Raw genomic sequence first — 24,881 nt, forward strand, 5'->3', positions numbered from 1 at the left:
AAGAAAACGTCGAGTATCTCGTATAATTGATCGTGAGAAGAGTAGTTTGAGATTCAGCACCACCATGTTATAGTAGGAATTAGGACCAGGGGGTGGAAATGGTGAAACAAGCTTTAATTATCGGAGCTGGAGACGGTGGCATGGCACTTTTGGATACGATCCTCGAATCTGATTTAATAGGGATTGCAGGGATCGTCGATAGAAATCCTGAAAGTGCAGGTATCAGATACGCAAAGTCATTAGGGGTATCTGCATATTTTGATTGGCTTGAAGGTATAGAACAGCTCTCACCTGAAGATGTAGTCATTGATGTAACCGGTGATGAGGCATTCTCAGAAACGGTTCATGAAACTGCCAGAAAAAAAAAGTTAACAGTCATTCCAGGGACCGTTGCAGGGATATTGTTTCATTTGATCAGGGAAAAAGAAGAACTGATCGATAAAATCCGAAAGCACAGCAGCACAATGGAAGGAATTTTGCAGTCCACATCCGACGGAATGATTGCCATCGATACAAACAAGCGAATTACGATGATGAATCGCCGTGCAGAGAAAATGACAGGCTTGACAGAGAAGGATGTCTTATTAAAGGAGATCAATGAAGTTTTGCCGTCCAGTGAACTTCCGAGAGTGTTAAAGACCGGAAAAATCGAATATCACCGTAAACAAACACTTGTGAAAGATCGAAACATCATAACAACCCGGGTTCCAGTGTTCGATGGCAATCAGCTCACGGGCGCACTGGCCGTTTTTAAGGATGTAACAGATATCGTAGAAATGGCTGAGGAAGTAACAAATTTAAAAAGTGTTCAGACAATGCTTGAAGCGATTATACAAAGTTCGGAAGATGCCATTTCCGTAGTTGATGATAAAGGTCGGGGATTGATGATTAATCCAGCTTATACTCGTATTACTGGACTGACTGAAGATCAGGTGATTGGTCAACCCGCAACAGCTGATATTTCAGAAGGGGATAGTATGCATTTTAAAGTACTTGAAACTGGCGAAGCGGTAAGAGGAGTCAGAATGAAACTTGGGCCACAACGAAAAGACGTTATTGTCAATGTAGCACCTGTACTGGTGGATGGCGAAATTAAAGGGAGTGTAGGCGTCGTTCATGATGTTTCAGAGATGGAATCATTAACAAAAGAGCTTGAAAAAGCGAAAAAAATTATCCGTACGTTGGAAGCCCAGTACCGGTTTAAAGATATCGCAAGTGTTTCTGAACAACTGCAAATTTCAATTGACCAGGCTAAACTTGCAGCTGTGACACCCGCGACGATCCTTTTGAGAGGAGAATCAGGAACAGGAAAGGAGCTGTTTGCACATGCCATACATAATGAAAGTAAACGAAAATACAATAAATTTATCCGGGTGAACTGTGCTTCTCTGTCCGAAAGCCTGCTCGAGAGTGAATTATTCGGCTATGAAGAAGGTGCTTTTTCAGGAGCGAAGAGGGGTGGAAAAAAAGGGTTGTTTGAAGAATCCGATAAAGGCAGTATCTTCCTCGATGAAATCGGTGAATTATCTCCAAAAATGCAAGCAAAGTTGTTAAGAGTGCTTCAGGAAAATGAAATTGTACGTGTTGGTGGCACAACCCCGGTGGCCATCGACGTCAGAATAATCGCTGCAACGAATGTTGCGATTGAAGAACGCATCCAAGAGGGGGAGTTCCGTGCAGATTTATATTACAGGCTCAATCGTATGCCGATCACAATCCCGCCCTTACGGGAAAGGACAGAGGATATTGAGATCCTCTGTCAGCATCTCCTTACAAAATTAAATCAGGACTATGGAAGAAATGTACAAAGCATTTCGAAAGAAGCCTATCAAAAATTGACCACTTATCACTGGCCAGGGAATGTGAGGGAATTGGAGAATGTTTTAGGCAGGGCAATTATTCAAATGCATTATACAGAGCAGGTCATCGATGTCAGGCATTTGCCTGATTTTATTCAGCCAACAAAGCCGGAACAAAAAAAAGAAGAACCTCTTTTGGAGGGGAAGTCTCTGGATGAAATTACAATGCAGGCTGAAAAATGGGCAATTCTGAACGCTCTTGACCGACATGAAGGAGTAAAAACAAAAGTTGCTCAGGAATTGGGCATTTCTATTCGTTCTTTATACTACAAAATGGAGCGACTCAAACTCGGTTGAAAAATAATGCGTGCAATAATTTGCGTAAGATGCAATTATTTGCACGAACAAACACCACCGAAGCCTTGTTAACGCTTTCATCTGAATTGGCACGATTATTGCATACCACTATAGTAGGAAGTTGTTTTAAAAAGGAGAATAAAAATGACCATTGAAGAATTGCTTGATACGTTTCCGGTAAGAAAATCAACGATGGAAGTTGCTGTCGCACATGCTGTTGATCCTGGTATTTTTCAGATGGCAGAAGCAGCATTGGAGCGAGGGCTTTGCCGTTTTCACTTTTTTGGTCCTGAACAAGAGATGAAAAAAGCCGTGAAGGAAGGTGGTTTCTCTTGGAAAGATAGCGATAAAGTCCGTTTCAGCGATGCGACAGATGAGAACGACGCAGCCAAAAAAGCAGTCAGGCAAGTTGCTGAAGCTAAGGCTCATGTTCTCATGAAAGGTATGGTGCCAACATCGGTGCTTCTAAAGGCGGTGTTGAGTAAACCGGAGGGACTCAGAACCGGGAGAGTACTTAGCCATTTAGCCGGTTTTCATATCCCGAATTACCATAAGATGCTTTTCATGACTGATGCGGCAATGAATATTGCACCAGCACTGGATGAAAAAAAACAAATGATCGAAAATAGTTCAGCGGCGATGGTGAAAATGGGCGTGAAGTTACCTAAAGTGGCAGTTGTTGCAGCAGTTGAAACAGTCAATCTTGCGATGCAGGCAACCGTGGACGCTGCCATGCTGACTCAAATGAACCACCGTGGTCAAATCAAGGGATGCTTGGTAGAGGGACCCCTCGGCTTTGATAATGCCATAGACCAGTCCGCTGCGGTAAGTAAAGGAATATCATCACCAGTCGGTGGGGATGCAGATCTTCTGGTCGTTCCGAGCATAGAAGTTGGGAACATTTTATATAAGTCATTCACTTATTTCGGTGGTGCCGTAGTAGGCGGGATGATACTGGGTGCAAAGGCTCCGATTGTATTGACATCGAGAACGGATTCAATTGACAGTAAGCTCTTCTCTTTAGCGATGGCTTTAAGTTCAACAGATCAACCAATCATTAAATAAAACAGGGGGACGTTAACATGGAACTATTTAAGAATATGGAAATGTATGATTACGAGCAGGCAGTGATATGTCAGGACAAAGAATCAGGTTTGAAGGCGATTATTGCGATTCACGATACAACACTTGGACCTGCACTGGGTGGAACAAGAATGTGGACCTATGATACAGAGGACGCAGCTTTTGAGGATGCCCTCCGCCTGGCAAAAGGAATGACGTATAAAAATGCGGCGGCAGGATTAAATCTCGGCGGAGGAAAAACCGTAATTATCGGGGATCCCCGTAAAGATAAAAATGAAGCAATGTTTCGTGCATTCGGCCGGTTTGTTCAAGGATTAAACGGACGTTATATCACTGCAGAGGATGTCGGTATAACGGTGGCGGATATGGATCTGGTATATCAGGAAACTGACTACGTTACCGGGATCTCACCTGAATTTGGTTCATCAGGAAATCCATCCCCTGTGACCGCTTATGGGGTTTACGTAGGTATTAAAGCGGCGGCCAAAGAGGCATTCGGTGATGATTCCCTTGAGGGTCGAACGATTGCAGTTCAAGGTGTCGGTAACGTCTCTTACCGCATGTGTGACTACCTTCATAAGGAGGGTGCGAAGCTGATTGTCACAGATATTAATAAAGAATCTGTTAAACGGGCAGTGGATGAGTTTGGTGCAAAAGCAGTGGATGTGAATGATATCTATAAACAGGATGCAGATATCTATTCACCTTGTGCTCTCGGAGCGACGATCAATGACGAGACGATTCCACAACTCAAAGCCAAAGTAATTGCGGGAGCCGCCAATAACCAGCTGAAAGAAGCAAAACACGGGGATATGATTCAGGATATGGGGATTGTGTATGCGCCAGACTATGTTATCAATTCAGGTGGAGTCATTAATGTGGCGGATGAATTGATTGGCTATAATCGAGAGCGGGCTCTGAAGAAAGTTGAAACGATTTATGACAGCATCACCAAAATTTTCGATATTTCCAAACGTGACGGCATTGCCAGCTATAAAGCAGCAGATCGCATGGCGGAAGAACGCATTGAAACCATGAGAAAATCAAGACGTCAATTTCTGCAAAATGGAATGAACATTTTAAGCCGTGGCCGTTAAAGAAGTAGTGGTCTTGACGGAAGGAGTGGTATAAAAATGGAGCAGTCATTTCGGATCCTGGCTATAAATCCAGGATCCACCTCCACGAAAATAGCAATCTATGAAAATGATCGCGAACTGTTCGAATTGACGATCAGACATAAACAAGAGGACATGTCAGGTTATTCGACCATTATTGAGCAATATGATTTTCGTAAACAAACCATTCTGAAAGCACTCGAGGATCATGGGATGAATCTTTCCAAACTTGCTGCAGTTGTTGGACGTGGAGGGCTTCTTCGACCCATTGAAGGTGGCACGTACCGTGTTAATGATGAAATGCTCAGTGATCTTCGGAGCGGCAGAAACGGTGAGCATGCATCGAATCTGGGGGCGATTTTGGCAGATGAAATTGCCTCGCAGTTAAATATCGAAGCATTCATTGTCGACCCGGTTGTCGTGGATGAACTTGATGATGTCGCGCGGATCAGTGGTGTAGCAGATTTCGAACGAAAAAGTATCTTTCATGCCCTCAATCAAAAGGCTGTTGCAAGAAAAGTGGCACAAGATCTTGGCAGAAAATATGAGCAGCTGAACCTGATCGTTTGCCACATGGGTGGTGGAATTACAGTTGGCAGTCATAAAAAAGGCCGGGTTGTAGATGTGAATAATGGCTTGCATGGTGAAGGACCTCTTTCACCAGAACGAGCGGGGACTGTGCCCGCTGGAGACCTGGTGTCAATGTGTTATTCCGGGGAATATTATGCACATGAAGTCATGAAGAAAATCGTTGGTCAAGGCGGATTGGTAGGTCATTTGGGGACGAACGATGCCCGGGAAGTGGAAGATCGAATCAAAGGCGGTGATGCGCATGCTGCCATTGTCTATGATGCCATGGCTTATCAGATTGCCAAAGAAATCAGTTCACATGCAGCTGTGTTAAACGGTGATGTGGATGCGATCGTTATCACCGGAGGCCTTGCATATGGCAATAATTTTGTCGGAAAAATTACCTCTCGCATCAAATGGATTTCACAGGTTATTGTTGAGCCTGGTGAGAATGAAATGCAGGCATTAACTGAAGGCGCGCTTCGTGTACTTAAAGATCAGGAAAGAGTAAGGCATTATCCGAATCGAAAATAATAACCGGTGACGGCAGAATGAATTAAACCGCTCTGCCGCTCCGGAAAAGTGGAGGAATTCCCATGGCATTAGAATATGATCTGGTCATATTAGGAGCTGGAACTGGTGGCTATGTCGCTGCGGTTCGCGCTTCCCAGCTTGGCTTAAAAACGGCCATTGTTGAAAAAGGGAAACTAGGTGGTACGTGTCTTCATGAAGGCTGTATTCCCAGCAAAGCATTATTAAGATCAGCAGAAGTTTTTGACACAATAAAACACTCTGGTGATTTCGGAGTCGATGTGTCTGAATATTCCCTAAATTTCGAAAAAGTTCAAACGCGCAAAGAAACCATAGTTGATCAATTATATAAAGGTGTACAGCACCTCATCAAAAAAGGAAAAATAGATGTATACGAGGGTTATGGCCGTATCATGGGCCCTTCAATTTTTTCACCAAGAGCGGGTACAGTTTCGGTCGAATATGATGGGGATCAGGAAAACGATATGCTCGTTCCCAAATCTGTGATGATTGCTACGGGCAGCCGGTCAAATACATTGCCGGGCCTTGCACTTGATGAAGAACAGATTCTTTCTTCAACGGGTGCACTGAAGCTTAAAGAAATCCCAGCCTCAATTACGATTATAGGAGGCGGAGTGATTGGCGTTGAATGGGCTTCAATGCTTGTGGATTTCGGCGCAGAAGTGACTGTTCTGGAATACCTCGATCGATTACTGCCGGGTGAAGATCGGGACATTAGTAAAGAAATGCAGCGAGCAATGAAGAAAAAAGGCGTTAAGGTCATTACTGGCGCTGAAGTAAAAGGTGATCAGACGGATATTCAGGACAACCAGGTGACGGTTCACTATGTTCATAAAGGCGAAGAGAAGAGTATAATATCTGAAAAAGTACTCGTCTCAGTCGGCAGAAAAGCAAACACAGAAGATATAGGGTTAAACAACACAGAAATTCTTACGAACAATGGATTTATCGAAGTGAATGATCATTTCCAGACTGCAGAAGACCATATTTATGCAATAGGGGATGTCATTGGTGGACTTCAGCTGGCGCATGTTGCTTCACACGAGGGAATTCATGCCGTAGAGCATATGGCAGAACTTGATCCTGATCCGATAGACGACAATCTTGTTCCGAAATGCACCTACTCTAATCCGGAAGTGGCGAGTGTCGGCCTGACGGAAGAGGCGGCAAAAGAGCAAGGGTACGACGTAATCTCAGCGAAATTTTCCTTCAAAGCGATCGGAAAAGCACTGGTCTTCGGAGATTCAAACGGCTTCGTCAAATTCGTAACGGACAAAGGAAGTCAGGATCTGCTTGGTGTTCACATGATTGGACCACATGTGACTGAATTGATCAGCGAAGCGGCACTAGCCAAAGTACTGGATGCTACTCACTGGGAAGTGGCATCGACGATCCATCCACACCCGACACTCTCTGAAATTATGGGCGAAGCGGCATTGGCAGTCGATGGAAACGAAATACATGGTGGATAAAATTTAGTGATGAACTGAAAGAGAGGGATTTTGAATGGCTCAATTGAAACATGAGCAAGCCGGGCTGACAGGTGAATCAGCTGTAAAAATGTTCGAAACCATGCTTTTGGCAAGAATGATTGATGAGCGGATGTGGCTCTTAAACCGAGCGGGCAAGATCCCTTTTGTCATTTCCTGCCAAGGTCAGGAAGCTGCACAGGTAGGTGCCGCAATGGCCCTGAATGACTCAACCGATTACATTCTTCCATATTATCGTGATCTCGGAATTGTACTGCATTTTGGCATGACGGCAACGGATGTGATGATGAGTGCATTTGCAAAACCCCAAGATCCAAATTCAGGAGGAAGGCAAATGCCTGGACACTTTGGTCAGCGAAAGAACCGGATTGTGACAGGTTCATCGCCAGTAACCACTCAGGTTCCCCATGCTGCAGGGATCGCTCTTGCCGCAAAGATGAAAGGGGAAAAATTAGTGGCTTTAACGACATTTGGTGAAGGTTCGTCCAACCAGGGAGATTTCCATGAAGGTATTAATTTTGCCTCTGTTCATGATCTTCCTGTGATTTTCATGGTTGAGAATAATAAGTACGCGATTTCTGTTCCTCTTGATAAACAGTTAAATGTTGAAAAAGTTTCTGATCGTGCAGCAGGGTATGGTATTCACGGCGAGACAGTGGATGGTAATGACCCAATAGCCGTCTATGATGCAGTCAAGAGGGCACGAAAACGGGCAATGAATGGAGAGGGGCCATCGCTAATTGAGACGGTCTCGTACCGATTAACACCGCATTCGAGTGATGATGACGATAGTACTTATCGTTCGAAAGAAGAAGTGGCTGCTGCAAAAGCTATTGATTCGATTCATATCTATGGAGAATACTTGCGTGAGAATGGGTTGATGTCTGAGGAAATGGAATCTGAGATCAGGGGAAAACTGCGGAGACTGATCGACGAAGCAACAGATCTTGCAGAAGATGCCGAGGATGCAGATGCGGACACCTTGTTTCAGCATGTTTACAGTGAGGAGTGACAACTATGCCAATTATGTCTTATATTGATGCCATTACCCTTGCTATGCAAGAGGAAATGGCGCGCGATGACAATGTATTTGTATTAGGAGAAGATGTCGGTGCCCGTGGTGGTGTTTTCAGGGCAACTGCCGGACTCTACGAACAATTTGGTGAACAACGGGTGATTGATACACCTCTTGCAGAATCAGCGATAGCAGGCGTGGGCATTGGTGCTGCAATGTATGGAATGCGACCCGTTGCTGAAATGCAATTTGCTGACTTTATTATGCCTGCTGTAAATCAGATCGTTTCTGAGGCGGCGAAAATCCGATACCGGTCCAATAACGATTGGTACTGCCCATTGACGATCCGGGCACCATATGGCGGGGGAGTTCACGGAGCGTTGTATCATTCTCAGTCTGTGGAGGCGATGTTTGCCAATACGCCGGGTCTTAGGATTGTAATTCCTTCAAATCCTGCGGATGCGAAAGGGTTACTTAAAGGGGCCATTCGTTCAGATGATCCTGTACTTTTCTTCGAACACAAGAAGGCCTACCGGTTGCTGAAAGGTGAGGTACCTGATGACCATGATCATGTTGAGGATATAACAAAAGCAAAGGTGCAACGTGAGGGTGAGGACATTACTGTCATCAGCTATGGTCTGATGCTGCATTATGCAAAACAGGCAGCGGACAAGTTGGCTGGTGAAGGTGTTGATACGCATGTACTTGACCTGAGATCGATTTATCCGTTGGATAAACAAGCAATCATCGAAGCGGCTTCGAAGACTGGTAAAGTACTTTTGATTACAGAAGACAATCTCGAAGGCAGCATTATAGGTGAGGTGAGTGCCATCATTGGAGAAAACTGCCTGTTTGATCTGGATGCTCCGATTCAGCGTTTGGCTGGACCTGATGTACCGGCGATGCCTTACTCTCCGCGCCTTGAAAAAGCGTTTATTGTGAATCAAAATAAAATCGAACAGGCAATACGGGATCTGGCTGAATTTTAATCCACAGGAGGGATTGGCAAATGTCGACGGAAATTACGATGCCCCAGCTTGGGGAGAGTGTCACTGAAGGGACCATTACAAAATGGCTCGTGGAACCGGGTGATCAAGTTCAAAAGTACGACCCGATTGCGGAAGTAATGACGGACAAAGTGAATGCTGAAGTACCGTCTTCTTATACAGGTGTAATTGATGAATTAATTGCTCAAGTTGATGAAACCATTGAAGTTGGTGAAGTGATTTGTAAAATGACAGTAGAGGGTGCCACTGCTGAACCGGAAACAGAAAGGAATGAGGAAACTCCGCAACAGGTGACACAAGCGGTCCAGAGTTCACCGGAAAAGGATGACAGCCAGAAATTGCGGTATTCGCCAGCTGTATTGAAGTTGTCTCAAGAACATCAGTTGGATCTGAAGACGATTCAAGGTTCGGGTAAAGGTGGACGAATCACCCGAAAAGATGTACTCAAAGCAATCGATGAGGGCGTTCCTCAAAAGTCCCAGCCAGATGCACCTGAACAACCTGTTATCAAAGAACCGGCTAATTTGGAATCGAAAACTGACGTTTCCGATTCTGGCAGGGAAGAAAAGGTTCCGGTTACTGGTGTGAGAAAAGCCATTGCTCAAAATATGGTAAATTCCAAACAAACCTCCCCTCATGCGTGGATGATGGTCGAGGTAGACGTCACGAATCTGGTAAACGTGAGAGAAAAGATCAAGCATACATTCAAACAAAATGAAGGCTACAATCTGACCTTTCTGCCATTCTTTATGGAGGCTGTAATCGATGGATTAAAGACGTTCCCTCAAGTGAATGCTTCTTGGCAAGGGGATCATATAGTCCGTTACAAAGATGTTCACCTGTCAGTTGCAATGGCCACAGAGAATGAACTGTTTGTTCCGGTGATTCGGCATGCAGATGAAAAAAATATCAAAGGGCTTGCAAGAGCATTGCAAGACCTCGGTCAAAAAGTAAAAGCAGGAAAACTGACAACGGAAGATATGAAAGGTGGAACGTTCACTTTGAACAATACAGGTTCATTCGGTTCCATTCAGTCACAGCCAATCATTAATCAGCCTCAGGCAGCGATCCTGTCTGTTGAGTCGATTGTCAAAAGACCGGTGGTCATAGAGGGCGATGCGATTGCCATCCGCCATATGGTGAATTTATGTATGTCTTTGGATCATCGCGTGATGGATGGCCTGATTGCAGGGAAATTTATGCAGCACGTGAAAGAAAAACTGGAAGGTATCCAATCGGATCAACTCTCTTTATAGGAACACATCCCCTTAGCCTGAGACAGGTTAAGGGGAATTTTATCAAGAATTGTTCCAAAGAAAAAACAGGCTATCCCTTTACAATTCGTAATGGTTACGATATACTTCGAAATGCACAACAAAACGTAATGATTACGAATTAAGGAGATGAGCAAATTGAAGAAAACATACACATTGACTTCAGCCATAATGGCTTTAGGTTTGTTGGCAGCTTGCGGAGAAAACAATGAGGATGAAAATGAAACAGCTCAAAACAACAATGAGGGAAACAATAATGTTGATACGGAAGAACAAACGGATCCGCTCCAAGTGAAAACTACCATGTACCCACTTCATTATTTCACAGAACAGATCGGACAGGAATTAGTGGATGTATCGAACATTCTTCCTGCCGGTGCAGACGCTCACACATTTGAGCCTTCAACCAACCAGATGATTGAAATCGCAGAAGCTGATTTGTTTTTGTATAACGGGGCAGATTTTGAAGGGTATGCTTCCAGTATAAAGGATGCTCTGGAGGATGAAGATGTTACGATTTTCGAAGCAACACATGATTTAGATCTTATCGATTTCAGCCATGGTCTTTCCGATGATCACGATCATGACCATGATCACGATCACAATGATGACCATAACGATAACCATGACCATAATGACGATCATGATCACAATGACAACCATAACGACAACCATAACGACAACCATGACCATAATGACGATCATGATCACAATGATAACCTCAACGACAACCATGACCATAATGATGATCATGGTAACAACGACAACCATAACCATAATGATAATCACAATCATAATCATAATGACAACAATAACAACGAACACGATCACGATCATGACAATGGTGACGATCATGCTCATGGAGACTATGATCCACACGTATGGCTTGACCCGGTAAGGTCTGTTGAATATGCGGAGCAAATTAAATCTGTTTTGATTGAACTGATGCCAGAACAAGAAAATGTATTTATCGAGAATTTTGAAGCGCTTGAAGAAAAGTTACTCGCATTGGATGAGGAATTCCAGTCAATGACGGAGGAAGTAAGCAATGACGTCATTGTCGTCTCTCACTCTGGATACGGATATTGGACGGACCGCTATGGCATCCAGCAACTCGGAATTGCAGGACTTTCACCAACCAATGAACCATCGATTCAACAATTACAAGATGTTATTGATTCAATGGACGAGTATGGTATAGAACATGTTTTGATTGAGCCGAACATTCCAACCAATTTGATCGAAACCGTTCAGGATGAAACAGGGGCAGAAGCAAAACGCATTCATAACTTGGAGAACCTGACTGAAGAAGATGTGGACAATGGCGAGGACTACATGTCCATAATGAGAGAAAATATTGAGGTCCTTCGAACGGTGCTTCAGTAACTTTTTCTGAACGATTGAGCATCCTGCATGGTAACTCACACTAAAACAGTGTAAAATAGAGTTATATTTAAATGAGAAAGGGTGTATCAATGTGGAATTTCAAATGTTTATGAATGACGTTGTACAGGCGGCGCGTAATGATATGGATCAGGCAGGCTACGAGCAACTGACGACTCCTGAAGAAGTGGATCAGGTATTCAACGAAAAAGGGTCAGTGCTTGTCATGGTGAACTCGGTCTGCGGATGTGCCGGAGGAATTGCACGACCGTCTGCTGCTTACATGAAGAATTTCGATGTAAAAGCGGACCGGTATGTTACCGTCTTTGCTGGTCAAGACAAAGAAGCTACGGAAAAAGCCCGGAGTTATTTCACCGGTTATCCACCATCTTCACCGTCCTTTGCGCTTTTGAAAGATGGCGAATTAAAGATGATGGTTGAGCGCCATGAAATAGAAGGGCATGAACCGATACAGATTGTGCAAAAGCTTGAAGAAGGTCTTGAAACACATTTTAAATAAAAGTTGTGAAAGAGAGGTGGAAGCCTCTCTTTCTTTATGATATAATACGTTTCGTGATAGAGATAGTCAGCTTAATTCGAGTGAAAAGGATGGAGGATCATCAGGCATGCAGGAACTATATAAAGAAATTCATACATATTTGAATATGGAAGAAGAGATTCCCTTCAAGGATTTCGATGCTTTTTATAAGCGCACCATTGATTACTTTAATGATCACGCAACAGATTTCGAGGAAGAAGATCTTTGGAAAGCCTTATTCATTTCAGAGAATGTCATGTCCAATGCAGAAGGACGTGCAAAAGAATCGAAGGCCCAAAAGCAGAAGAAGAAATATCAGAAAATGGCACAACGTTTGACATTGTGGGCACAGAATTTTGCAACCCGCCTTGCTGAACTTGGCTACAATCAGGATCAGATGAATGAGCGTTTCGAAAAAATGTTTGAAGACGAAGTCTAAAATAGGCATTGCATTTTTATTTTCCTGTTGTTATACTGCAATAGTGCGATTAAGCAAGTCGCACAGTTTGCGCCCGTGGTGAAATGGATATCATACGAGATTTCGGCTCTCGCGTTTCGGGTTCGAATCCTGACGGGCGCGCCATTATTAGCCATAAGTAAAGCTTTCAGCAATATGCTGAAAGCTTTTTTTACTCTTTGTGGCCATCTGAGTGGAGGAGAAAGGAATGTTTAAAATTGGATACCGGACCATAAAAACGGCATTAGGGGCAGCGATTGCAATATTCATTGCTCAACTTTTGCAACTGGACTTCTATGTTTCAGCAGGCATTTTGACGATGCTGTGTATTCAAAAAACCCGGCAGCGGACAATCATGAATTCCTGGCAACGTTTTGTAGCCTGCATCATAGGCATGATCTATGCGATTGCCTTGTTTGAAACGATAGGCTATCACCCGTTATCGGTTGCTTTTCTGCTTCTGATCTTTATCCCAACGACGGTATATTTGCGCGTGCAGAGTGGGATCATTACCAGCGCGGTCATCTTTTTTCATTTGTACACATTAAAAGAGGTATCAGTCTCGATCATTGCCAACGAACTTGGATTGATTGTGATCGGAATCCTCGTGGCACTTGTCATGAATTTGTATATGCCAGGTAAAGAATTAAGACTGGAGAAAATGCAGATTGAGTTAGAAAACTATTACTGCTCTATTTTTCATAAATTTGCTTCTTATATTCGTGAAGGAGACAGTGGATGGACCGGTGAAGAGATCTCATCTTCAGAGAAGCTTTTAAAAGATGCTCAAAATCTTGCTCTGGAAAACCTTGAAAACCATGTATTGCGCTACGAAGATCAGTATTATCATTACTTCAAGATGCGTGAGAAGCAGCTGGATATTATTGAACGAATGATGCCTCTTCTCACAAGTATGGACTATCACGTGGAACAGGCTGATATGCTTGCGGATTTTATGGACCAGTTGGCTGAGGGGGTAAATCCTCAAAATACTGCTGTACGTTATATTACTGAATTGGAATCCCTTCAGAATAATTTCCGTGAAATGGCATTACCAGAGACACGATCGGAATTTGAGGCCAGATCGGCTCTGCTTCACCTGGTTCATGAACTGCAATTGTATTTATCCATCAAGCAGCAATTCAAACCGTTAAAATCCTATGGAACGCTGGAAACCAGCTGAAATTGAAAAAGCCCTTTTGCACAGGAATACTGCAAAAGGGCTTTTCGAATTCAGGAAACAGTTTAATACATGGAAACACCAGCGAATACAGTTCCAAAGAACATCACGATGATCATCATATACACAACGGCCTTACGATATTTACGAGGCATTGAACATCCTCCTCCCAACAGTTCATTCTACCCTTCATTGTAAAGCCTATGTCTGCTGATTTCAAGTCTTAATCAAGTTGACACACACCATTGTCAGATAGTGTTATAATATGAAATGAAACAATTGAATGAATCATAAAATGAAACATAGAATCGAAAGGGGCGCGGATATGACTGGCGCGGACGATCGTTATGCAGCTTGGCAAAAAAAAGTGGAAGATCAGGTAAAAAAGAGACCTGAAAGAAAAGCTCATTTTAAAACATCATCAGATATTCCTGTAGAAAGAGTCTTTTTTCCAAGTGTTTTTGATAACGCTTACATCGGGAACATCGGATATCCTGGTGAATTCCCATATACACGTGGCATTCGCCCGACGATGTATCGTGGCCAATTCTGGACGATGCGCCAATACGCAGGGTTTGGATCGGCAAAGGAAACGAATGAGCGTTTCAGATACCTCCTTGAACAGGGACAGACAGGATTATCGGTGGCTTTTGATCTGCCGACCCAGATAGGCTATGACTCTGATGATGTTATGGCATTGGGAGAAGTGGGAAAAGTCGGTGTAGCAATCGATACCCTGGAGGATATGGAAATTCTTTTTGATCAAATTGCTTTAAGGGACGTCAGTACTTCGATGACCATCAATGCCCCGGCTGCAATCCTTCTTGCTATGTATATAGCCGTTGGGGAAAAGCAAGGTGTAGATCGGAAAGCCATACGAGGTACGATTCAAAATGATATTTTAAAAGAATATATCGCAAGAGGAACATATATCTATCCTCCCCGTCCATCTATGCGGCTTATCACAGACATTTTTGCATATTGCAGTGAAGAGGCACCCGCTTTTAACACGATCAGTATCAGTGGATATCACATCCGGGAAGCTGGCTCAACAGCAGTTCAAGAATTGGCATTTACATTATCCAATGCCATCGCGTATGTGGAGGCAGCGGTTGAAACGGGACTCGATGTGGATACATTTGCGCCGCGGCTCGCATTTTTCTTTAATGGTCACAACCATTTTTTCGAGGAAGTGGCAAAATTCCGGGCTGCCAGGCGAATGTGGGCAAAGATCATGAAGGAGCGTTTTCAGGCAAAGGACGAAAAAAGCCTGCAACTCCGATTTCATACACAAGTTGCAGGTTCGACGTTAACTGCCCAGCAACCTGAGAATAATGTCGTCCGGGTAGCTCTTCAGGCATTATCCAGTGTACTCGGGGGAACGCAGAGTCTTCATACCAATGCCAAGGATGAAGCGTTGTCTCTGCCTTCCGAAGAATCTGCCAGACTTGCTTTACGAACTCAGCAGATCATTGCGCATGAAACCGGTGTGGCCGATACAGTCGATCCTTTGGGAGGATCTTATTACGTGGAGGCTCTCACCGACGCCGTAGAGGAAGAAGCATGGTCATATATTAAACGTATTGACGAGACCGGTGGTGCAGTCAACGCGGTGGAATCGGGTTATATGCAGCAGGAGATCAGGAGAGCGGCGTATGAGACACAAAAGGCGCAGGATCAGCAAAATGAAATCGTCGTTGGAGTGAATCAGTTTACGGAGGAAGAAGAACCTGAACCGGATGTCGTTAAAGTTGATGAAGCCTTTGTATCTGCTCAGATTGAACGACTGGAAGCCATCCGAAATGAGCGGGACCAGCAACTGGTTGATGCCGCATTAGATGAATTGCGTGAAGCCGCAAAAGGTGAGGATAACCTCATGTATCCTATATTAAAAGCAGTCAAAGCATATGCGACCCTTGGAGAAATTGCCAATGTGCTCCGGGATGAATTTGGTGAATACACTGCATAAGAGTGGAGGATCTATTAATGGAGAAAATACGGGTACTTATTGCAAAACCAGGCCTCGATGGTCATGATCGCGGGGCGCTTGTGATCAGTCAGGCACTTCGGGATGCAGGGATGGAGGTCATCTATACGGGGCTGCGGCAATCGCCAAAGCAAATTGTCCAGGCTGCAGTACAAGAAGATGTAGACGTCATCGGACTCTCCAGTTTATCAGGGGCACATAACGTTCTGTTTCCAAAGGTACTGGAAGAACTTCACGCTTCGGATGCTGCGGATATTCTTGTATTTGGCGGTGGCGTGATTCCTCACGAAGATATTCGAAAGCTTGAAAAACAAGGGATTCGAAAAATATTCACCCCGGGGACAAAAATGGAGACAATATCAAGTTTTATCGAAAGAGCAGTCAGAGAAACCCAAGGTAGTGGGGAAAGCGTGCTTGCACCTCCGACAGGAATCGATCATATTGGTATAGCGGTCCGGTCTATTGAAGAAAGTCTGCCATTTTATCAAGGGCATTTGCATTTACATGTAGAACGGATCATAGAGGTGCCGGAGCAAGGGGTAAGGGTTGCATTTATTCCGGCGGGAAATACTCGTCTTGAACTGATGGAGCCGCTGAAAGAAAGCAGCCCGGTGCAACGCTTTATTGATAAAAAAGGCGAAGGACTGCATCATTTGGCTTTTGGTGTAACCAGCCTTGAGGAGCGTTTGGTTCAACTGAAGAACGAAGGGGTACCATTGATTAATGAAAAGCCGGTCAACGGAGCAATGGGTCATCCGATTGCGTTTCTTCATCCGAAAGCTAACAGCGGGACGTTGGTTGAGCTGGTGGAACAAGTGCATGGAGAAGAGAAGGAGGATGCTTGAATGGATCTATACGATAAAATCAATGAGCTCTATGATAAACGGCGGAAAGTAGAACTTGGGGGTGGTGATCGTCGCATTGCCAAACAGCATGAAAAGGGAAAACTGACAGCAAGAGAGCGTATCGATCTGCTTCTTGATGAAGAGAGTTTTACTGAAATTCAAGGTTTCGTAGAGCACCGCTTTGATGAGCCTGGATTGGAAAAAGGCGAGGCTCCTGGAGAAGGAGTAGTCACTGGTTATGGAACAATCCAAGGCCGGAAAGTCTTTTTGTTTGCACAAGACTTCACTGTCTATGGCGGGGCGTTAGGGGAGATGCATGCAAAAAAAATTGCCTACGTCATGGATCTTGCAGTAAAAACAAAAGCGCCATTTATCGGTCTGAATGATTCCGGCGGTGCCCGAATTCAAGAAGGGGTTCTGTCATTGGACGGATATGGGCATGTATTTTACCGCAATGCTGTTTATTCGGGTGTTATTCCGCAAATTTCTGTCATCTTGGGGCCTTGCGCCGGTGGTGCAGTTTATTCCCCGGCGATTACCGATTTTGTATTCATGGTTGAAAAGACAAGCCAGATGTTCATAACCGGTCCGAAAGTCATTGAGACGGTTACCGGTGAAGGTATTTCTTCCGAGGAGCTTGGCGGGGCAGATGTACATAGTTCCAAAAGCGGTAATGCTCATTTCACAGCGCCTTCCGAACAGGAAGTGTTAGAAGGTGTACGAGAACTTTTATCCTATCTTCCGAGCGGTCAAGGAGAAGCACCGCCTTATCGTGAACCGGTTGAACAAGAAGATGATCTGAATGATCTTCTTGACGATGTACCGGTGGATCCTTCGAAACCGTACGATGTCCGAAAGGTGATCGATCAAGTTATGGATCAGGATAGTTTTCTTGAGGTACATCGTAAATTTGCGAAAAATGCCGTTGTCGGCTTTGCCAGACTGAATGGTTACAGTATAGGAATCGTTGCTAACCAACCAAAAGTCATGGCCGGGGGACTTGATATTAATTCATCGGACAAGATCAGCCGTTTTATCCGGTTTTGCGACAGTTTTGAAATTCCTATCGTTACATTTGAAGATGTGACCGGTTTTTTACCGGGGGTACAGCAGGAACATGGCGGCATTATCCGTCATGGGGCTAAAATCCTTTATGCGTATTCGGAAGCTACCGTGCCGAAAATTACCGTAATAACGAGAAAAGCATACGGCGGTGCATACGTTGCATTGAACAGTAAATCCATTGGAGCAGATCTCGTATTTGCGTGGCCGAATGCTGAGATCGCTGTGATGGGTCCACATGGCGCAGCGAATGTCATATTTGCAAAAGAAATAGCCGAAGCGGATCATCCTGATACAGTCAGAGCTGAAAAAATCGATCTCTATCGTGAGAAATTTGCCAATCCGTATATCGCTGCTGCAAATGGAATGGTTGATGATGTAATCGATCCGAGAGATACCCGCAAACGGTTGAAAAACAGTTTTGAAATGCTTCGAAATAAAGCTGAAGAGAGGCCAAAAAAGAAACATGGGAATATTCCCTTATAATTAATTTGTGAAAACAGGCGTGAAGAATGCATAAGCGCCTGTTTTTTTGATAGACTGAAGAAAAGCTATCAGATGGAGGATAAATATGGTAAACAATAACAGGCTCATTGAGGAGTTTCTCGAGCTGGTACAAATCGATTCTGAAACGGGTTATGAACGGAAAATAGCAGATCATTTAACGGAACGATTAACCTTATTAGGCCTTGAAGTGATGGAAGATAACAGTATGGAACAAACTGGACATACTGCCGGAAACCTTTTGGCAGTATTAAAGGGAAATCCCGCATTGCCGGTCATTTATTTTACCGTACATATGGATACAGTGGTGCCGGGAAAAGGCGTAAAGCCGGTTCGTGAGAACGGGTTGATTCGTTCAGATGGAACGACGGTTTTGGGGGCAGATGATAAGGCAGGTCTTGCTGCATTATTGGAAATGATTCTTGTCTTGAAGGAAGAAAAAGTCGACCATGGGTCGATTCAATTGGTTATTACGGTTGGAGAAGAATCGGGACTGGTTGGTTCTAGGTCGTTGCATCGGGCAAGTCTGATCGCAGATTTCGGCTATGCCTTGGATAGTGATGGAGACGTAGGCACGATCATTACTGCAGCTCCTTTTCAAGCGAAGATACATGCCATTATGAAAGGGAAAAAAGCCCATGCGGGTGTTGCACCTGAAAAAGGAGTATCTGCAATCACCATGGCCGGGGTTGCCATTGCGGATATGAAGTTGGGACGCATTGATGAAGAAACAACAGCAAATATTGGCTGGATCAAGGGCGGAACACAAACAAATATCGTATGTGATCATGTGGAAATGTTTATGGAAGCTCGTTCTCTTGTGAAAGATAAGCTGGAAAAACAACTTGAAGATATGACGAGAGCTCTTCAACAGGCAGCGGAGAATATGGGTGGTGAGGCAGTGCTCGAAACCCAACATATCTATCCAGGTTTTAAACATGATGATGACGATCAGGTGATAACACTTGCGAAACGAGCAGCGGGCGAAATTGGAATTGTGCCAAACACCCGTCATTCAGGAGGTGGCAGTGATGCAAACATCATTGCCGGACTTGGAATACCGACGGCAAATCTAGGTGTCGGTTACCAGGACATTCATACGACGAGTGAATCTATTTCTGAAAAACAATTGATCCATGCAGCAGAACTGGTTGTGGAAATTGTGAAAGAAGCAGTTCAGGAAGGGAAAAGGTGAAGGTTATATGAATAGAGAATACGAACAGCATATCTTGTTAAATCATATTCGGGCTGCTTCAAAAACGGTGGATGATGATTGGCAACGCAATGCGAAAAGCATCGGTCTTACTGCCGCAGAACAGCATATTCTCTGGATTGTTCACTCTTATGAGTCACTTTCAGTAACAGACATTGCAGATATCGGACTTTGGGATCGTTCTACTGTGATGCAGGTTTTAAAACGCATGCAGGGAAAAGATCTGATCGAAATGCAGAAGGATCATTATGATCGCAGGCGTTCTTTTGTGTATTTGACAGATGCAGGAAAACAGAAAAGGGTGGAATCGAGTCAATTTGAGTTTGAGATGTATACTTTTATGAAGAAATATTTTGAGGATAAAAAAGAATTATTAGAGGGGATGAATGACTTTTTTAAAGCAGCGAATACCCATTTTCATGGAAAATCATTCATCAACTGGCTGGAGCATTCAAAAGAAAGCGACATGTTTAAAGACAAAAAAGAGTGAAAATGACTGTAAAACACCCTGCTATTGTAGCAGGGTGTTTGCTGGTACGTGTCCGAATTCCATTGATTCGAGAATATTTTCTTCTGTATAGCCTGTCTGAGATGATAATTCTTCAATGGTGGGCGAATGGAGGTGGTGATTGGCGTTCTCCTTCATAACATGTAAAATGTGACAAAGAACAACAGAGTGACGGACATTGGCGGATTCCTTTGTAATCATAATAAATTACCACCTTTCACCGATATGCATTCAATTATATCATAAATCATGGTTGGACAGAAACTGAAAACGGATGTTCGTTGATCTTTTACTAGTTATTTGGCAAACTGTAGAAAAGATCTTGTGAAAAGAAGGGGGTGTCAGCACTGACCAAAGGGCGAGTAATCTTTCACGTTGATATGAACAGTTTTTATGCATCTGTTGAAGCGGCTTACGATCCTGTTCTGCGAGGGAAACCACTTGCGATTGCAGGAAATGCTAAAGAGAGAAGGGGCATTGTAGTCACGGCGAGTTATGAGGCTAGGGCGAAAGGGGTAAAGCCTCCTATGCCGCTTTGGGAGGCGGAAAAGGCTTGTCCTGGCCTGCTCGTACGTCCTCCAAATTTTGAGCGGTACCGTGAAATGTCCAAGCGTATATTTGATATTCTTTACTCATATACACCTCTCGTGGAGCCAGTTTCAATCGATGAGGGTTTTATGGATGTAACGGATGTTCATTTTGAAGGCCGGCATGGACTGGATCTGGCTCAGCAGATTCAAGATCATATATTTCAGGAACTGCATTTGCCTTCGAGCATCGGTGTCGCGCCTAACAAATTTTTGGCAAAAATGGCCAGCGATATGAAAAAACCGATGGGAATATCGGTGCTGAGAAAAAGACAAGTGGAGGACATACTTTGGCCGATGAAAGCTGTGGAAATGCATGGGATAGGACAAAAAACAGCGGATAAATTAAGCAGGCTGGGTTTTTTTACGATTGGGGATATTGCCAATGGAGATCCTTCATTTTTAGAGGAGAAATTTGGCGTAGCCGGGCGTCAGATGCACAATAAAGCCCATGGAATTGATTTCAGAGCAGTGGATCCTGAGAGCATTCATGATTTTAAGAGTATTGGGAATTCCACAACACTCCCCAGAGACACAGCAAACAAACAGGAAATCATTCGAGTTCTGCGAAATTTATCCGATTCAGTCAGTCGACGATTAAAACGTAAAGATGTTTATGCAGGCAATATTCAGTTAACCATCCGTTACTATGACCGGAAAACGATTACCCGTTCAAGAAAGCTTAGTTATCCGGTGGATGGAACCGATGCGATTTATGAACAGGCGAAAGCGTTGTTCGATCAGTACTGGAATGGTCGTACAGTCAGGCTGCTCGGAGTAACTGGGATGGATCTGGTTCAAAAAGGATTCGCTGTAAAACCTTTGGATCTCTTTAACTATGCAGAAGACGAGAAACATGACCGATTGCAGTCACTAATTGGGGAAGTGCGCTCGCGTTTTGGTGAAGGTGCCTTGCTTAAAGGTACACAGATAGGCGGGGCATCGTATTCGGATCAGTTACGGGACAAAAAAGGAAGGGGAACCAGCCTGGAGAAAGATTTCCTCAGAGGTTCCATCGGAAAAGAAGAGGTTGAGGATGATTCTGAGTGATCGCTTTGTTCACAAGAATTCGTTCTCAACTTTTTTCGTATTTATCCGATATTTAACATGAGTAGCATTTATGAGAGGAGTCTTTGCTCATGCAGATTCAAGGGCAGCAGGTTCAAGGTCAGCAAGCATCACAGGAGAAACCTGCACAGATGCGGGAAGGTGAAGTATACCGGGCAAGAGTCGAATCACGCCTTTCAGACCGTGAAGCGATGATATCCATTAGAGGTCAGCAGGTTCATGCTGCCTTCGAAGGCGGCGTACCTGAACGGGACCGTGTAAATATAGAAGTGAAAGGGAAAACAGAAGAAGGAGTAAGAGTTCGGGAGATTAAAGGTGACAGCAGACGTGAAGGTGGATCAAGGGGACCTAATGAACAACAGGAAGTGACGCGGGTGCTGCGAAATCTTGGGCAGCGTGAACCTTCAGCAGAACTGCGTCAGGCGACAAGACAGCTGATGGATCGCGGCGTGCCACTCACTCGTGAATCAGTCAGCGACCTGGCACAATATACGCAATCGAATCGTGGTTCTGCACAACAAAGGCAGCAAACGGTACAGGTTATGGCGGCAAAACGACTTGAACCGACAGCGAATCAGATACGTGCCGTACACGACGCGCTGCATGGGTCAAGATTGTCTGATCAGGTTCGTGCAATGGCAGGGGAAACCCCTCGGATTGAAGGTCGTACCGAAGGAAGGACAGCGCAAGCGGGCCGTGTGGATCAGGGCAGAACTGCTTCACATCCAAGGCAAGATGTTGCCAGGGCAGCAGAACAGGTCCGCATCGCAATGCTGACCGGTCAAGGCCTGCGTCAGTCAATCGAAAATCTCCAACAAGTATCCCAGCAATCCGGTGACCGGGAAACCCGTCAACAGGTAAATCAGGCTTTACGCGAAATGATTACCCTGCAGGCAAGCAATGGACGAGAAGCCGCATCACAGCGGATCGCACAGCTCGTAAAACCGTCGGTTCCTCAACAGACAATGAATGCTGCAGGGCAGACGCAGCAATTGCATTCACTGCTTCAATCCACTCAGCAGGTGATTGCTGATTCAGCCAATTTATCAAATGCTTTAACGCAGGTGAGAGAGCAGCTCAGTCAAGCGAATCTGCCACAGGATATGACTCAGCGCCTCACTGCTGCGATTGATGAAGCAAATACCCGGTTTGATTCCGGTCGGGAGTTAAAGGCGAGACAAACCCTGACCCAGACTATACAGGACATTCAGCAAGCATTGCCGCAACAGGCAACGTCACAGTCTTTATCAGATTCACAAAGAGAAATGCAGGAATATATGCGTAATGAGATCGTACAGACATTGGGGATGAACCCGAAAGCAGTTCTCATAACAGAAGTAACAGAGCGTTTGGCGCAGGCAACGGATGATTTCAAAGCCTTTCAACGTGATGCGTCCAAACAGCTGAACCGAATTGAATCCATGGTCAAGCAATTTCGCAATCAGGCGGCGCCGCAAGTCAAGCCGATGCTTGACAATGTCATTAAGCAACTTGATCGTCAACTCATGAAAAGCGAATGGATGCTCTTTGCAGACATGAAAACGGAGCGCCGCATGCTTGGTGCCAGCGCTCAGCTTCATGATGCGAAGAAACTCTTATCACAGGGAAAGCACAGTGAAGCGAGACAGATCGTCAGTCAGGTGCAGTCGACGATCGACCAAGTACAGTTTAAGCCGTCGAACCAGCGTGTCCAGCATATGATTACTCAGGAACAGAACTGGTCCGAACCCAAAACACCTGTACATCGGATGGCTGAACAGTTTGATCATTCCAGCAGGATGATGACCTATAACGATGGGTCGGCCAGGCAATTGTTCGAAGGGATGCGAGGACTCGGGATGAACCGTGAGGCGGAACTGGCTCAAATTTTAGCTGGTGGCAGGGATGTACCCACCGATGCTCAGCAGCGGAATCTGAAAACCATTCTGATGCAGTTGGCAAAGAGTGAGGATGAAGGATCCAGGATGCTCCAGCAGCAGGCACAGAATTCCCTCAGTCAAATGAACGGTCAGCAACTCTTAAATCGCAACGAACCCCAGCAAAATCATATGTATTATTTTCAGGTTCCCCTGATGGTAAAAGGTGAGAGCGAGAATCTGCAAGTGTACGTCAATTCCCGAAATGAAGGGGACCAGGTGGATTGGGAGAACTGTAATCTCTATTTTCATATGGAAACCAGCAGTCTCGGTCCGTTGGGCATTGTACTGAACGTGAGTGACCGAAATCTGACTGTCACCTTAAAAAATGATACAGATCATTTTGCAGAAAGTGTGGAACCTTTGGCTGACAGAACCATGGAACAGCTTCAGGACATTGGCTATCATGTCGGAAAATTGTCCGTCAAGCCGATGACTGTACCCGAAACGGCAACAGTTGGAGAAGTACCTGACCAGACAGAGGATCCGGAAGGATCATCATCTGCACCAGTGCCATTTATGACGGAGAAAGGATTTGATTATAAGGTATGATGATTTCAAAGCATTTCAATCATGTGAACCGTCGAAAAGTGAATGGCCCCAGTGCCGCCGTGATCCGCTATGATGAAAGCAATGATGATGACCCGAAAGTCATAGCATCAGGCAAAGGCTATATTGCCGAAAGGATTCTTGAGCTGGCAAAGGAAAATCACATTCACATGGAGGAGGATGCTCTTCTTCTTGAAAATTTGATTGATATGGATCTCGGTGAAAACATCCCCCCGCAGTTATATGCAGTGATTGCGGAAATTCTGCTTATGATTGAAGAAATTGAACGAAATTATTAACAATTGCAAAGATTGAACCGATAGTAGCAATAGAGACACGGAGGTTAAAACGGACATACACGGATGTAGGTCACGTTGAAAGAGGTGAATGTTCATGATTACTAACGACGCATTACATAAAAAAACCCCCCAGGAGCTTACGACTTTACTGTATGAAGCATTGCTCGACAATCTTGAAGAGGGTAAATCCGCCATTGAAACGAAAGATTTCATGATTGCTAATGAGAAGCTTCAAAAAGCTACCGATATTTTACACCGATTGGGCGGTGGCTTGAACTACGAGGCAGGCATCATTTCCGATCAGCTCGATGCCCTGTATAATTATGCTGCAGATCTGGTCGTCACAGCCAATTATGAAAAAAATTCTGAGAAGCTGCGACTTGCAATCGAAGCCATAACACCCATAGTGGAAGCTTGGCAAACCGCATTGAAGACCAATCAGGATAAACAGCCACGGATGATGAAGCAAAAAGCCAATGCCTACGAGCAGTCGGCCATCTACGAATAAAAAAGGAGAGAACTC

General features: G+C 44.5%; 23 protein-coding genes and 1 tRNA gene. 22 read left to right on the forward strand and 2 right to left on the reverse strand.

The genetic code is table 11. The annotated features are described in order from the left end of the window. Window positions 1–98: 98 nt before the first annotated feature. From BBEV_RS06580 to BBEV_RS06640, 13 genes are all read left to right on the forward strand, one after another. A complete protein-coding gene (locus BBEV_RS06580) occupies window positions 99–2,156 on the forward strand; it encodes a sigma-54 interaction domain-containing protein (protein WP_198155076.1) in 2,058 nt (685 codons plus the stop codon). A gap of 144 nt (window positions 2,157–2,300) precedes the next feature. Continuing rightward, window positions 2,301–3,221 carry a bifunctional enoyl-CoA hydratase/phosphate acetyltransferase gene (locus BBEV_RS06585; protein WP_069364742.1) on the forward strand — a complete coding sequence of 307 codons (921 nt, stop codon included), beginning with the start codon at window positions 2,301–2,303 and terminating at the stop codon, window positions 3,219–3,221. Between the two features lie 17 nt (window positions 3,222–3,238). Continuing rightward, entirely contained in the window at window positions 3,239–4,336 is a 1,098-nt protein-coding gene (gene bcd / locus BBEV_RS06590; protein ID WP_069364743.1) for a branched-chain amino acid dehydrogenase, read from the forward strand. 36 nt (window positions 4,337–4,372) lie between these two features. Continuing rightward, complete coding sequence (gene buk, locus BBEV_RS06595; protein WP_069364744.1) at window positions 4,373–5,458, forward strand: butyrate kinase; 1,086 nt, start codon at window positions 4,373–4,375, stop codon at window positions 5,456–5,458. Between the two features lie 62 nt (window positions 5,459–5,520). Beyond that, window positions 5,521–6,948 carry a dihydrolipoyl dehydrogenase gene (gene lpdA / locus BBEV_RS06600; protein ID WP_069364745.1) on the forward strand — a complete coding sequence of 476 codons (1,428 nt, stop codon included), beginning with the start codon at window positions 5,521–5,523 and terminating at the stop codon, window positions 6,946–6,948. Between the two features lie 34 nt (window positions 6,949–6,982). Next, on the forward strand, window positions 6,983–7,978 hold the full coding sequence (locus tag BBEV_RS06605; RefSeq protein WP_069364746.1) for a thiamine pyrophosphate-dependent dehydrogenase E1 component subunit alpha: 996 nt from the start codon (window positions 6,983–6,985) through the stop codon (window positions 7,976–7,978). Between the two features lie 5 nt (window positions 7,979–7,983). Further along, window positions 7,984–8,970, forward strand: a complete 987-nt coding sequence (locus BBEV_RS06610; RefSeq protein ID WP_069364747.1) for an alpha-ketoacid dehydrogenase subunit beta — start codon at window positions 7,984–7,986, stop codon at window positions 8,968–8,970. A 20-nt stretch (window positions 8,971–8,990) separates the two neighbouring features. Further along, window positions 8,991–10,244 carry a dihydrolipoamide acetyltransferase family protein gene (locus tag BBEV_RS06615; protein WP_069364748.1) on the forward strand — a complete coding sequence of 418 codons (1,254 nt, stop codon included), beginning with the start codon at window positions 8,991–8,993 and terminating at the stop codon, window positions 10,242–10,244. 147 nt (window positions 10,245–10,391) lie between these two features. After that, complete coding sequence (locus BBEV_RS06620) at window positions 10,392–11,648, forward strand: metal ABC transporter solute-binding protein, Zn/Mn family (RefSeq protein ID WP_069364749.1); 1,257 nt, start codon at window positions 10,392–10,394, stop codon at window positions 11,646–11,648. Between the two features lie 103 nt (window positions 11,649–11,751). Further along, entirely contained in the window at window positions 11,752–12,165 is a 414-nt protein-coding gene (locus BBEV_RS06625) for a BrxA/BrxB family bacilliredoxin (RefSeq protein ID WP_324609552.1), read from the forward strand. Window positions 12,166–12,271: 106 nt separating this feature from the next. After that, window positions 12,272–12,622 carry a hypothetical protein gene (locus BBEV_RS06630; RefSeq protein WP_069364751.1) on the forward strand — a complete coding sequence of 117 codons (351 nt, stop codon included), beginning with the start codon at window positions 12,272–12,274 and terminating at the stop codon, window positions 12,620–12,622. A gap of 69 nt (window positions 12,623–12,691) precedes the next feature. Beyond that, window positions 12,692–12,766, forward strand: a tRNA-Arg gene (locus BBEV_RS06635). An 82-nt stretch (window positions 12,767–12,848) separates the two neighbouring features. Beyond that, window positions 12,849–13,823 (forward strand): aromatic acid exporter family protein, encoded by a 975-nt coding sequence (locus tag BBEV_RS06640; protein ID WP_069364752.1) that lies wholly within the window; start codon window positions 12,849–12,851, stop codon window positions 13,821–13,823. A 62-nt stretch (window positions 13,824–13,885) separates the two neighbouring features. Here the strand turns inward: BBEV_RS06640 and prli42 are convergent, their stop codons facing one another. Then, the gene (gene prli42 / locus BBEV_RS17370) at window positions 13,886–13,975 is read right to left on the reverse strand and encodes a stressosome-associated protein Prli42 (protein ID WP_157100934.1); all 90 of its coding nucleotides are present in this window, start codon (window positions 13,973–13,975) and stop codon (window positions 13,886–13,888) included. A gap of 170 nt (window positions 13,976–14,145) precedes the next feature. Between prli42 and BBEV_RS06645 the strand changes: the two genes are divergently transcribed. The 5 genes from BBEV_RS06645 (at window position 14,146) to BBEV_RS06665 (ending at window position 19,921) form a co-directional block, all read left to right on the forward strand. Next, window positions 14,146–15,789, forward strand: coding sequence for an acyl-CoA mutase large subunit family protein (locus tag BBEV_RS06645; RefSeq protein ID WP_069364753.1), 1,644 nt, complete (start codon window positions 14,146–14,148; stop codon window positions 15,787–15,789). Between the two features lie 17 nt (window positions 15,790–15,806). Continuing rightward, window positions 15,807–16,652 (forward strand): methylmalonyl-CoA epimerase, encoded by an 846-nt coding sequence (gene mce, locus BBEV_RS06650; protein WP_069364754.1) that lies wholly within the window; start codon window positions 15,807–15,809, stop codon window positions 16,650–16,652. Then, complete coding sequence (locus tag BBEV_RS06655) at window positions 16,653–18,200, forward strand: acyl-CoA carboxylase subunit beta (protein ID WP_069364755.1); 1,548 nt, start codon at window positions 16,653–16,655, stop codon at window positions 18,198–18,200. 85 nt (window positions 18,201–18,285) lie between these two features. After that, the gene (locus tag BBEV_RS06660; protein ID WP_069364756.1) at window positions 18,286–19,413 is read left to right on the forward strand and encodes a M20/M25/M40 family metallo-hydrolase; all 1,128 of its coding nucleotides are present in this window, start codon (window positions 18,286–18,288) and stop codon (window positions 19,411–19,413) included. Window positions 19,414–19,420: 7 nt separating this feature from the next. Next, window positions 19,421–19,921 carry a MarR family winged helix-turn-helix transcriptional regulator gene (locus BBEV_RS06665; RefSeq protein WP_069364757.1) on the forward strand — a complete coding sequence of 167 codons (501 nt, stop codon included), beginning with the start codon at window positions 19,421–19,423 and terminating at the stop codon, window positions 19,919–19,921. Window positions 19,922–19,942: 21 nt separating this feature from the next. On the opposite strand, the gene BBEV_RS06670 is transcribed toward BBEV_RS06665, so the two are convergent. Further along, a complete protein-coding gene (locus tag BBEV_RS06670; RefSeq protein WP_069364758.1) occupies window positions 19,943–20,140 on the reverse strand; it encodes a hypothetical protein in 198 nt (65 codons plus the stop codon). Window positions 20,141–20,319: 179 nt separating this feature from the next. Between BBEV_RS06670 and BBEV_RS06675 the strand changes: the two genes are divergently transcribed. The 4 genes from BBEV_RS06675 (at window position 20,320) to fliS (ending at window position 24,866) form a co-directional block, all read left to right on the forward strand. Then, window positions 20,320–21,576, forward strand: coding sequence for a DNA polymerase IV (locus BBEV_RS06675; protein WP_232318273.1), 1,257 nt, complete (start codon window positions 20,320–20,322; stop codon window positions 21,574–21,576). Between the two features lie 89 nt (window positions 21,577–21,665). Beyond that, window positions 21,666–24,062 carry a hypothetical protein gene (locus BBEV_RS06680; RefSeq protein WP_069364759.1) on the forward strand — a complete coding sequence of 799 codons (2,397 nt, stop codon included), beginning with the start codon at window positions 21,666–21,668 and terminating at the stop codon, window positions 24,060–24,062. Then, entirely contained in the window at window positions 24,059–24,358 is a 300-nt protein-coding gene (locus BBEV_RS06685) for an EscU/YscU/HrcU family type III secretion system export apparatus switch protein (protein WP_084007268.1), read from the forward strand. Before BBEV_RS06680 ends, BBEV_RS06685 begins: the two co-directional genes overlap by 4 nt. Before the next feature lie 94 nt (window positions 24,359–24,452). Next, entirely contained in the window at window positions 24,453–24,866 is a 414-nt protein-coding gene (gene fliS, locus BBEV_RS06690; RefSeq protein ID WP_084007269.1) for a flagellar export chaperone FliS, read from the forward strand. Window positions 24,867–24,881 lie beyond the last annotated feature (15 nt).

Source organism: Salisediminibacterium beveridgei (assembly GCF_001721685.1).
Lineage (GTDB): Bacteria > Bacillota > Bacilli > Bacillales > Salisediminibacteriaceae > Salisediminibacterium > Salisediminibacterium beveridgei.

Coding starts and splice junctions, on each gene's coding strand:
- BBEV_RS06580 (WP_198155076.1), top strand. CDS start 99: ATGGTGAAACAAGCTTTAATTATCGGAGCTGGAGACGGTGGCATGGCA.
- BBEV_RS06585 (WP_069364742.1), top strand. CDS start 2,301: ATGACCATTGAAGAATTGCTTGATACGTTTCCGGTAAGAAAATCAACG.
- bcd (WP_069364743.1), top strand. CDS start 3,239: ATGGAACTATTTAAGAATATGGAAATGTATGATTACGAGCAGGCAGTG.
- buk (WP_069364744.1), top strand. CDS start 4,373: ATGGAGCAGTCATTTCGGATCCTGGCTATAAATCCAGGATCCACCTCC.
- lpdA (WP_069364745.1), top strand. CDS start 5,521: ATGGCATTAGAATATGATCTGGTCATATTAGGAGCTGGAACTGGTGGC.
- BBEV_RS06605 (WP_069364746.1), top strand. CDS start 6,983: ATGGCTCAATTGAAACATGAGCAAGCCGGGCTGACAGGTGAATCAGCT.
- BBEV_RS06610 (WP_069364747.1), top strand. CDS start 7,984: ATGCCAATTATGTCTTATATTGATGCCATTACCCTTGCTATGCAAGAG.
- BBEV_RS06615 (WP_069364748.1), top strand. CDS start 8,991: ATGTCGACGGAAATTACGATGCCCCAGCTTGGGGAGAGTGTCACTGAA.
- BBEV_RS06620 (WP_069364749.1), top strand. CDS start 10,392: ATGAGCAAATTGAAGAAAACATACACATTGACTTCAGCCATAATGGCT.
- BBEV_RS06625 (WP_324609552.1), top strand. CDS start 11,752: ATGTTTATGAATGACGTTGTACAGGCGGCGCGTAATGATATGGATCAG.
- BBEV_RS06630 (WP_069364751.1), top strand. CDS start 12,272: ATGCAGGAACTATATAAAGAAATTCATACATATTTGAATATGGAAGAA.
- BBEV_RS06640 (WP_069364752.1), top strand. CDS start 12,849: ATGTTTAAAATTGGATACCGGACCATAAAAACGGCATTAGGGGCAGCG.
- prli42 (WP_157100934.1), bottom strand. CDS start 13,975: ATGCCTCGTAAATATCGTAAGGCCGTTGTGTATATGATGATCATCGTG.
- BBEV_RS06645 (WP_069364753.1), top strand. CDS start 14,146: ATGACTGGCGCGGACGATCGTTATGCAGCTTGGCAAAAAAAAGTGGAA.
- mce (WP_069364754.1), top strand. CDS start 15,807: ATGGAGAAAATACGGGTACTTATTGCAAAACCAGGCCTCGATGGTCAT.
- BBEV_RS06655 (WP_069364755.1), top strand. CDS start 16,653: ATGGATCTATACGATAAAATCAATGAGCTCTATGATAAACGGCGGAAA.
- BBEV_RS06660 (WP_069364756.1), top strand. CDS start 18,286: ATGGTAAACAATAACAGGCTCATTGAGGAGTTTCTCGAGCTGGTACAA.
- BBEV_RS06665 (WP_069364757.1), top strand. CDS start 19,421: ATGAATAGAGAATACGAACAGCATATCTTGTTAAATCATATTCGGGCT.
- BBEV_RS06670 (WP_069364758.1), bottom strand. CDS start 20,140: ATGATTACAAAGGAATCCGCCAATGTCCGTCACTCTGTTGTTCTTTGT.
- BBEV_RS06675 (WP_232318273.1), top strand. CDS start 20,320: ATGAACAGTTTTTATGCATCTGTTGAAGCGGCTTACGATCCTGTTCTG.
- BBEV_RS06680 (WP_069364759.1), top strand. CDS start 21,666: ATGCAGATTCAAGGGCAGCAGGTTCAAGGTCAGCAAGCATCACAGGAG.
- BBEV_RS06685 (WP_084007268.1), top strand. CDS start 24,059: ATGATGATTTCAAAGCATTTCAATCATGTGAACCGTCGAAAAGTGAAT.
- fliS (WP_084007269.1), top strand. CDS start 24,453: ATGATTACTAACGACGCATTACATAAAAAAACCCCCCAGGAGCTTACG.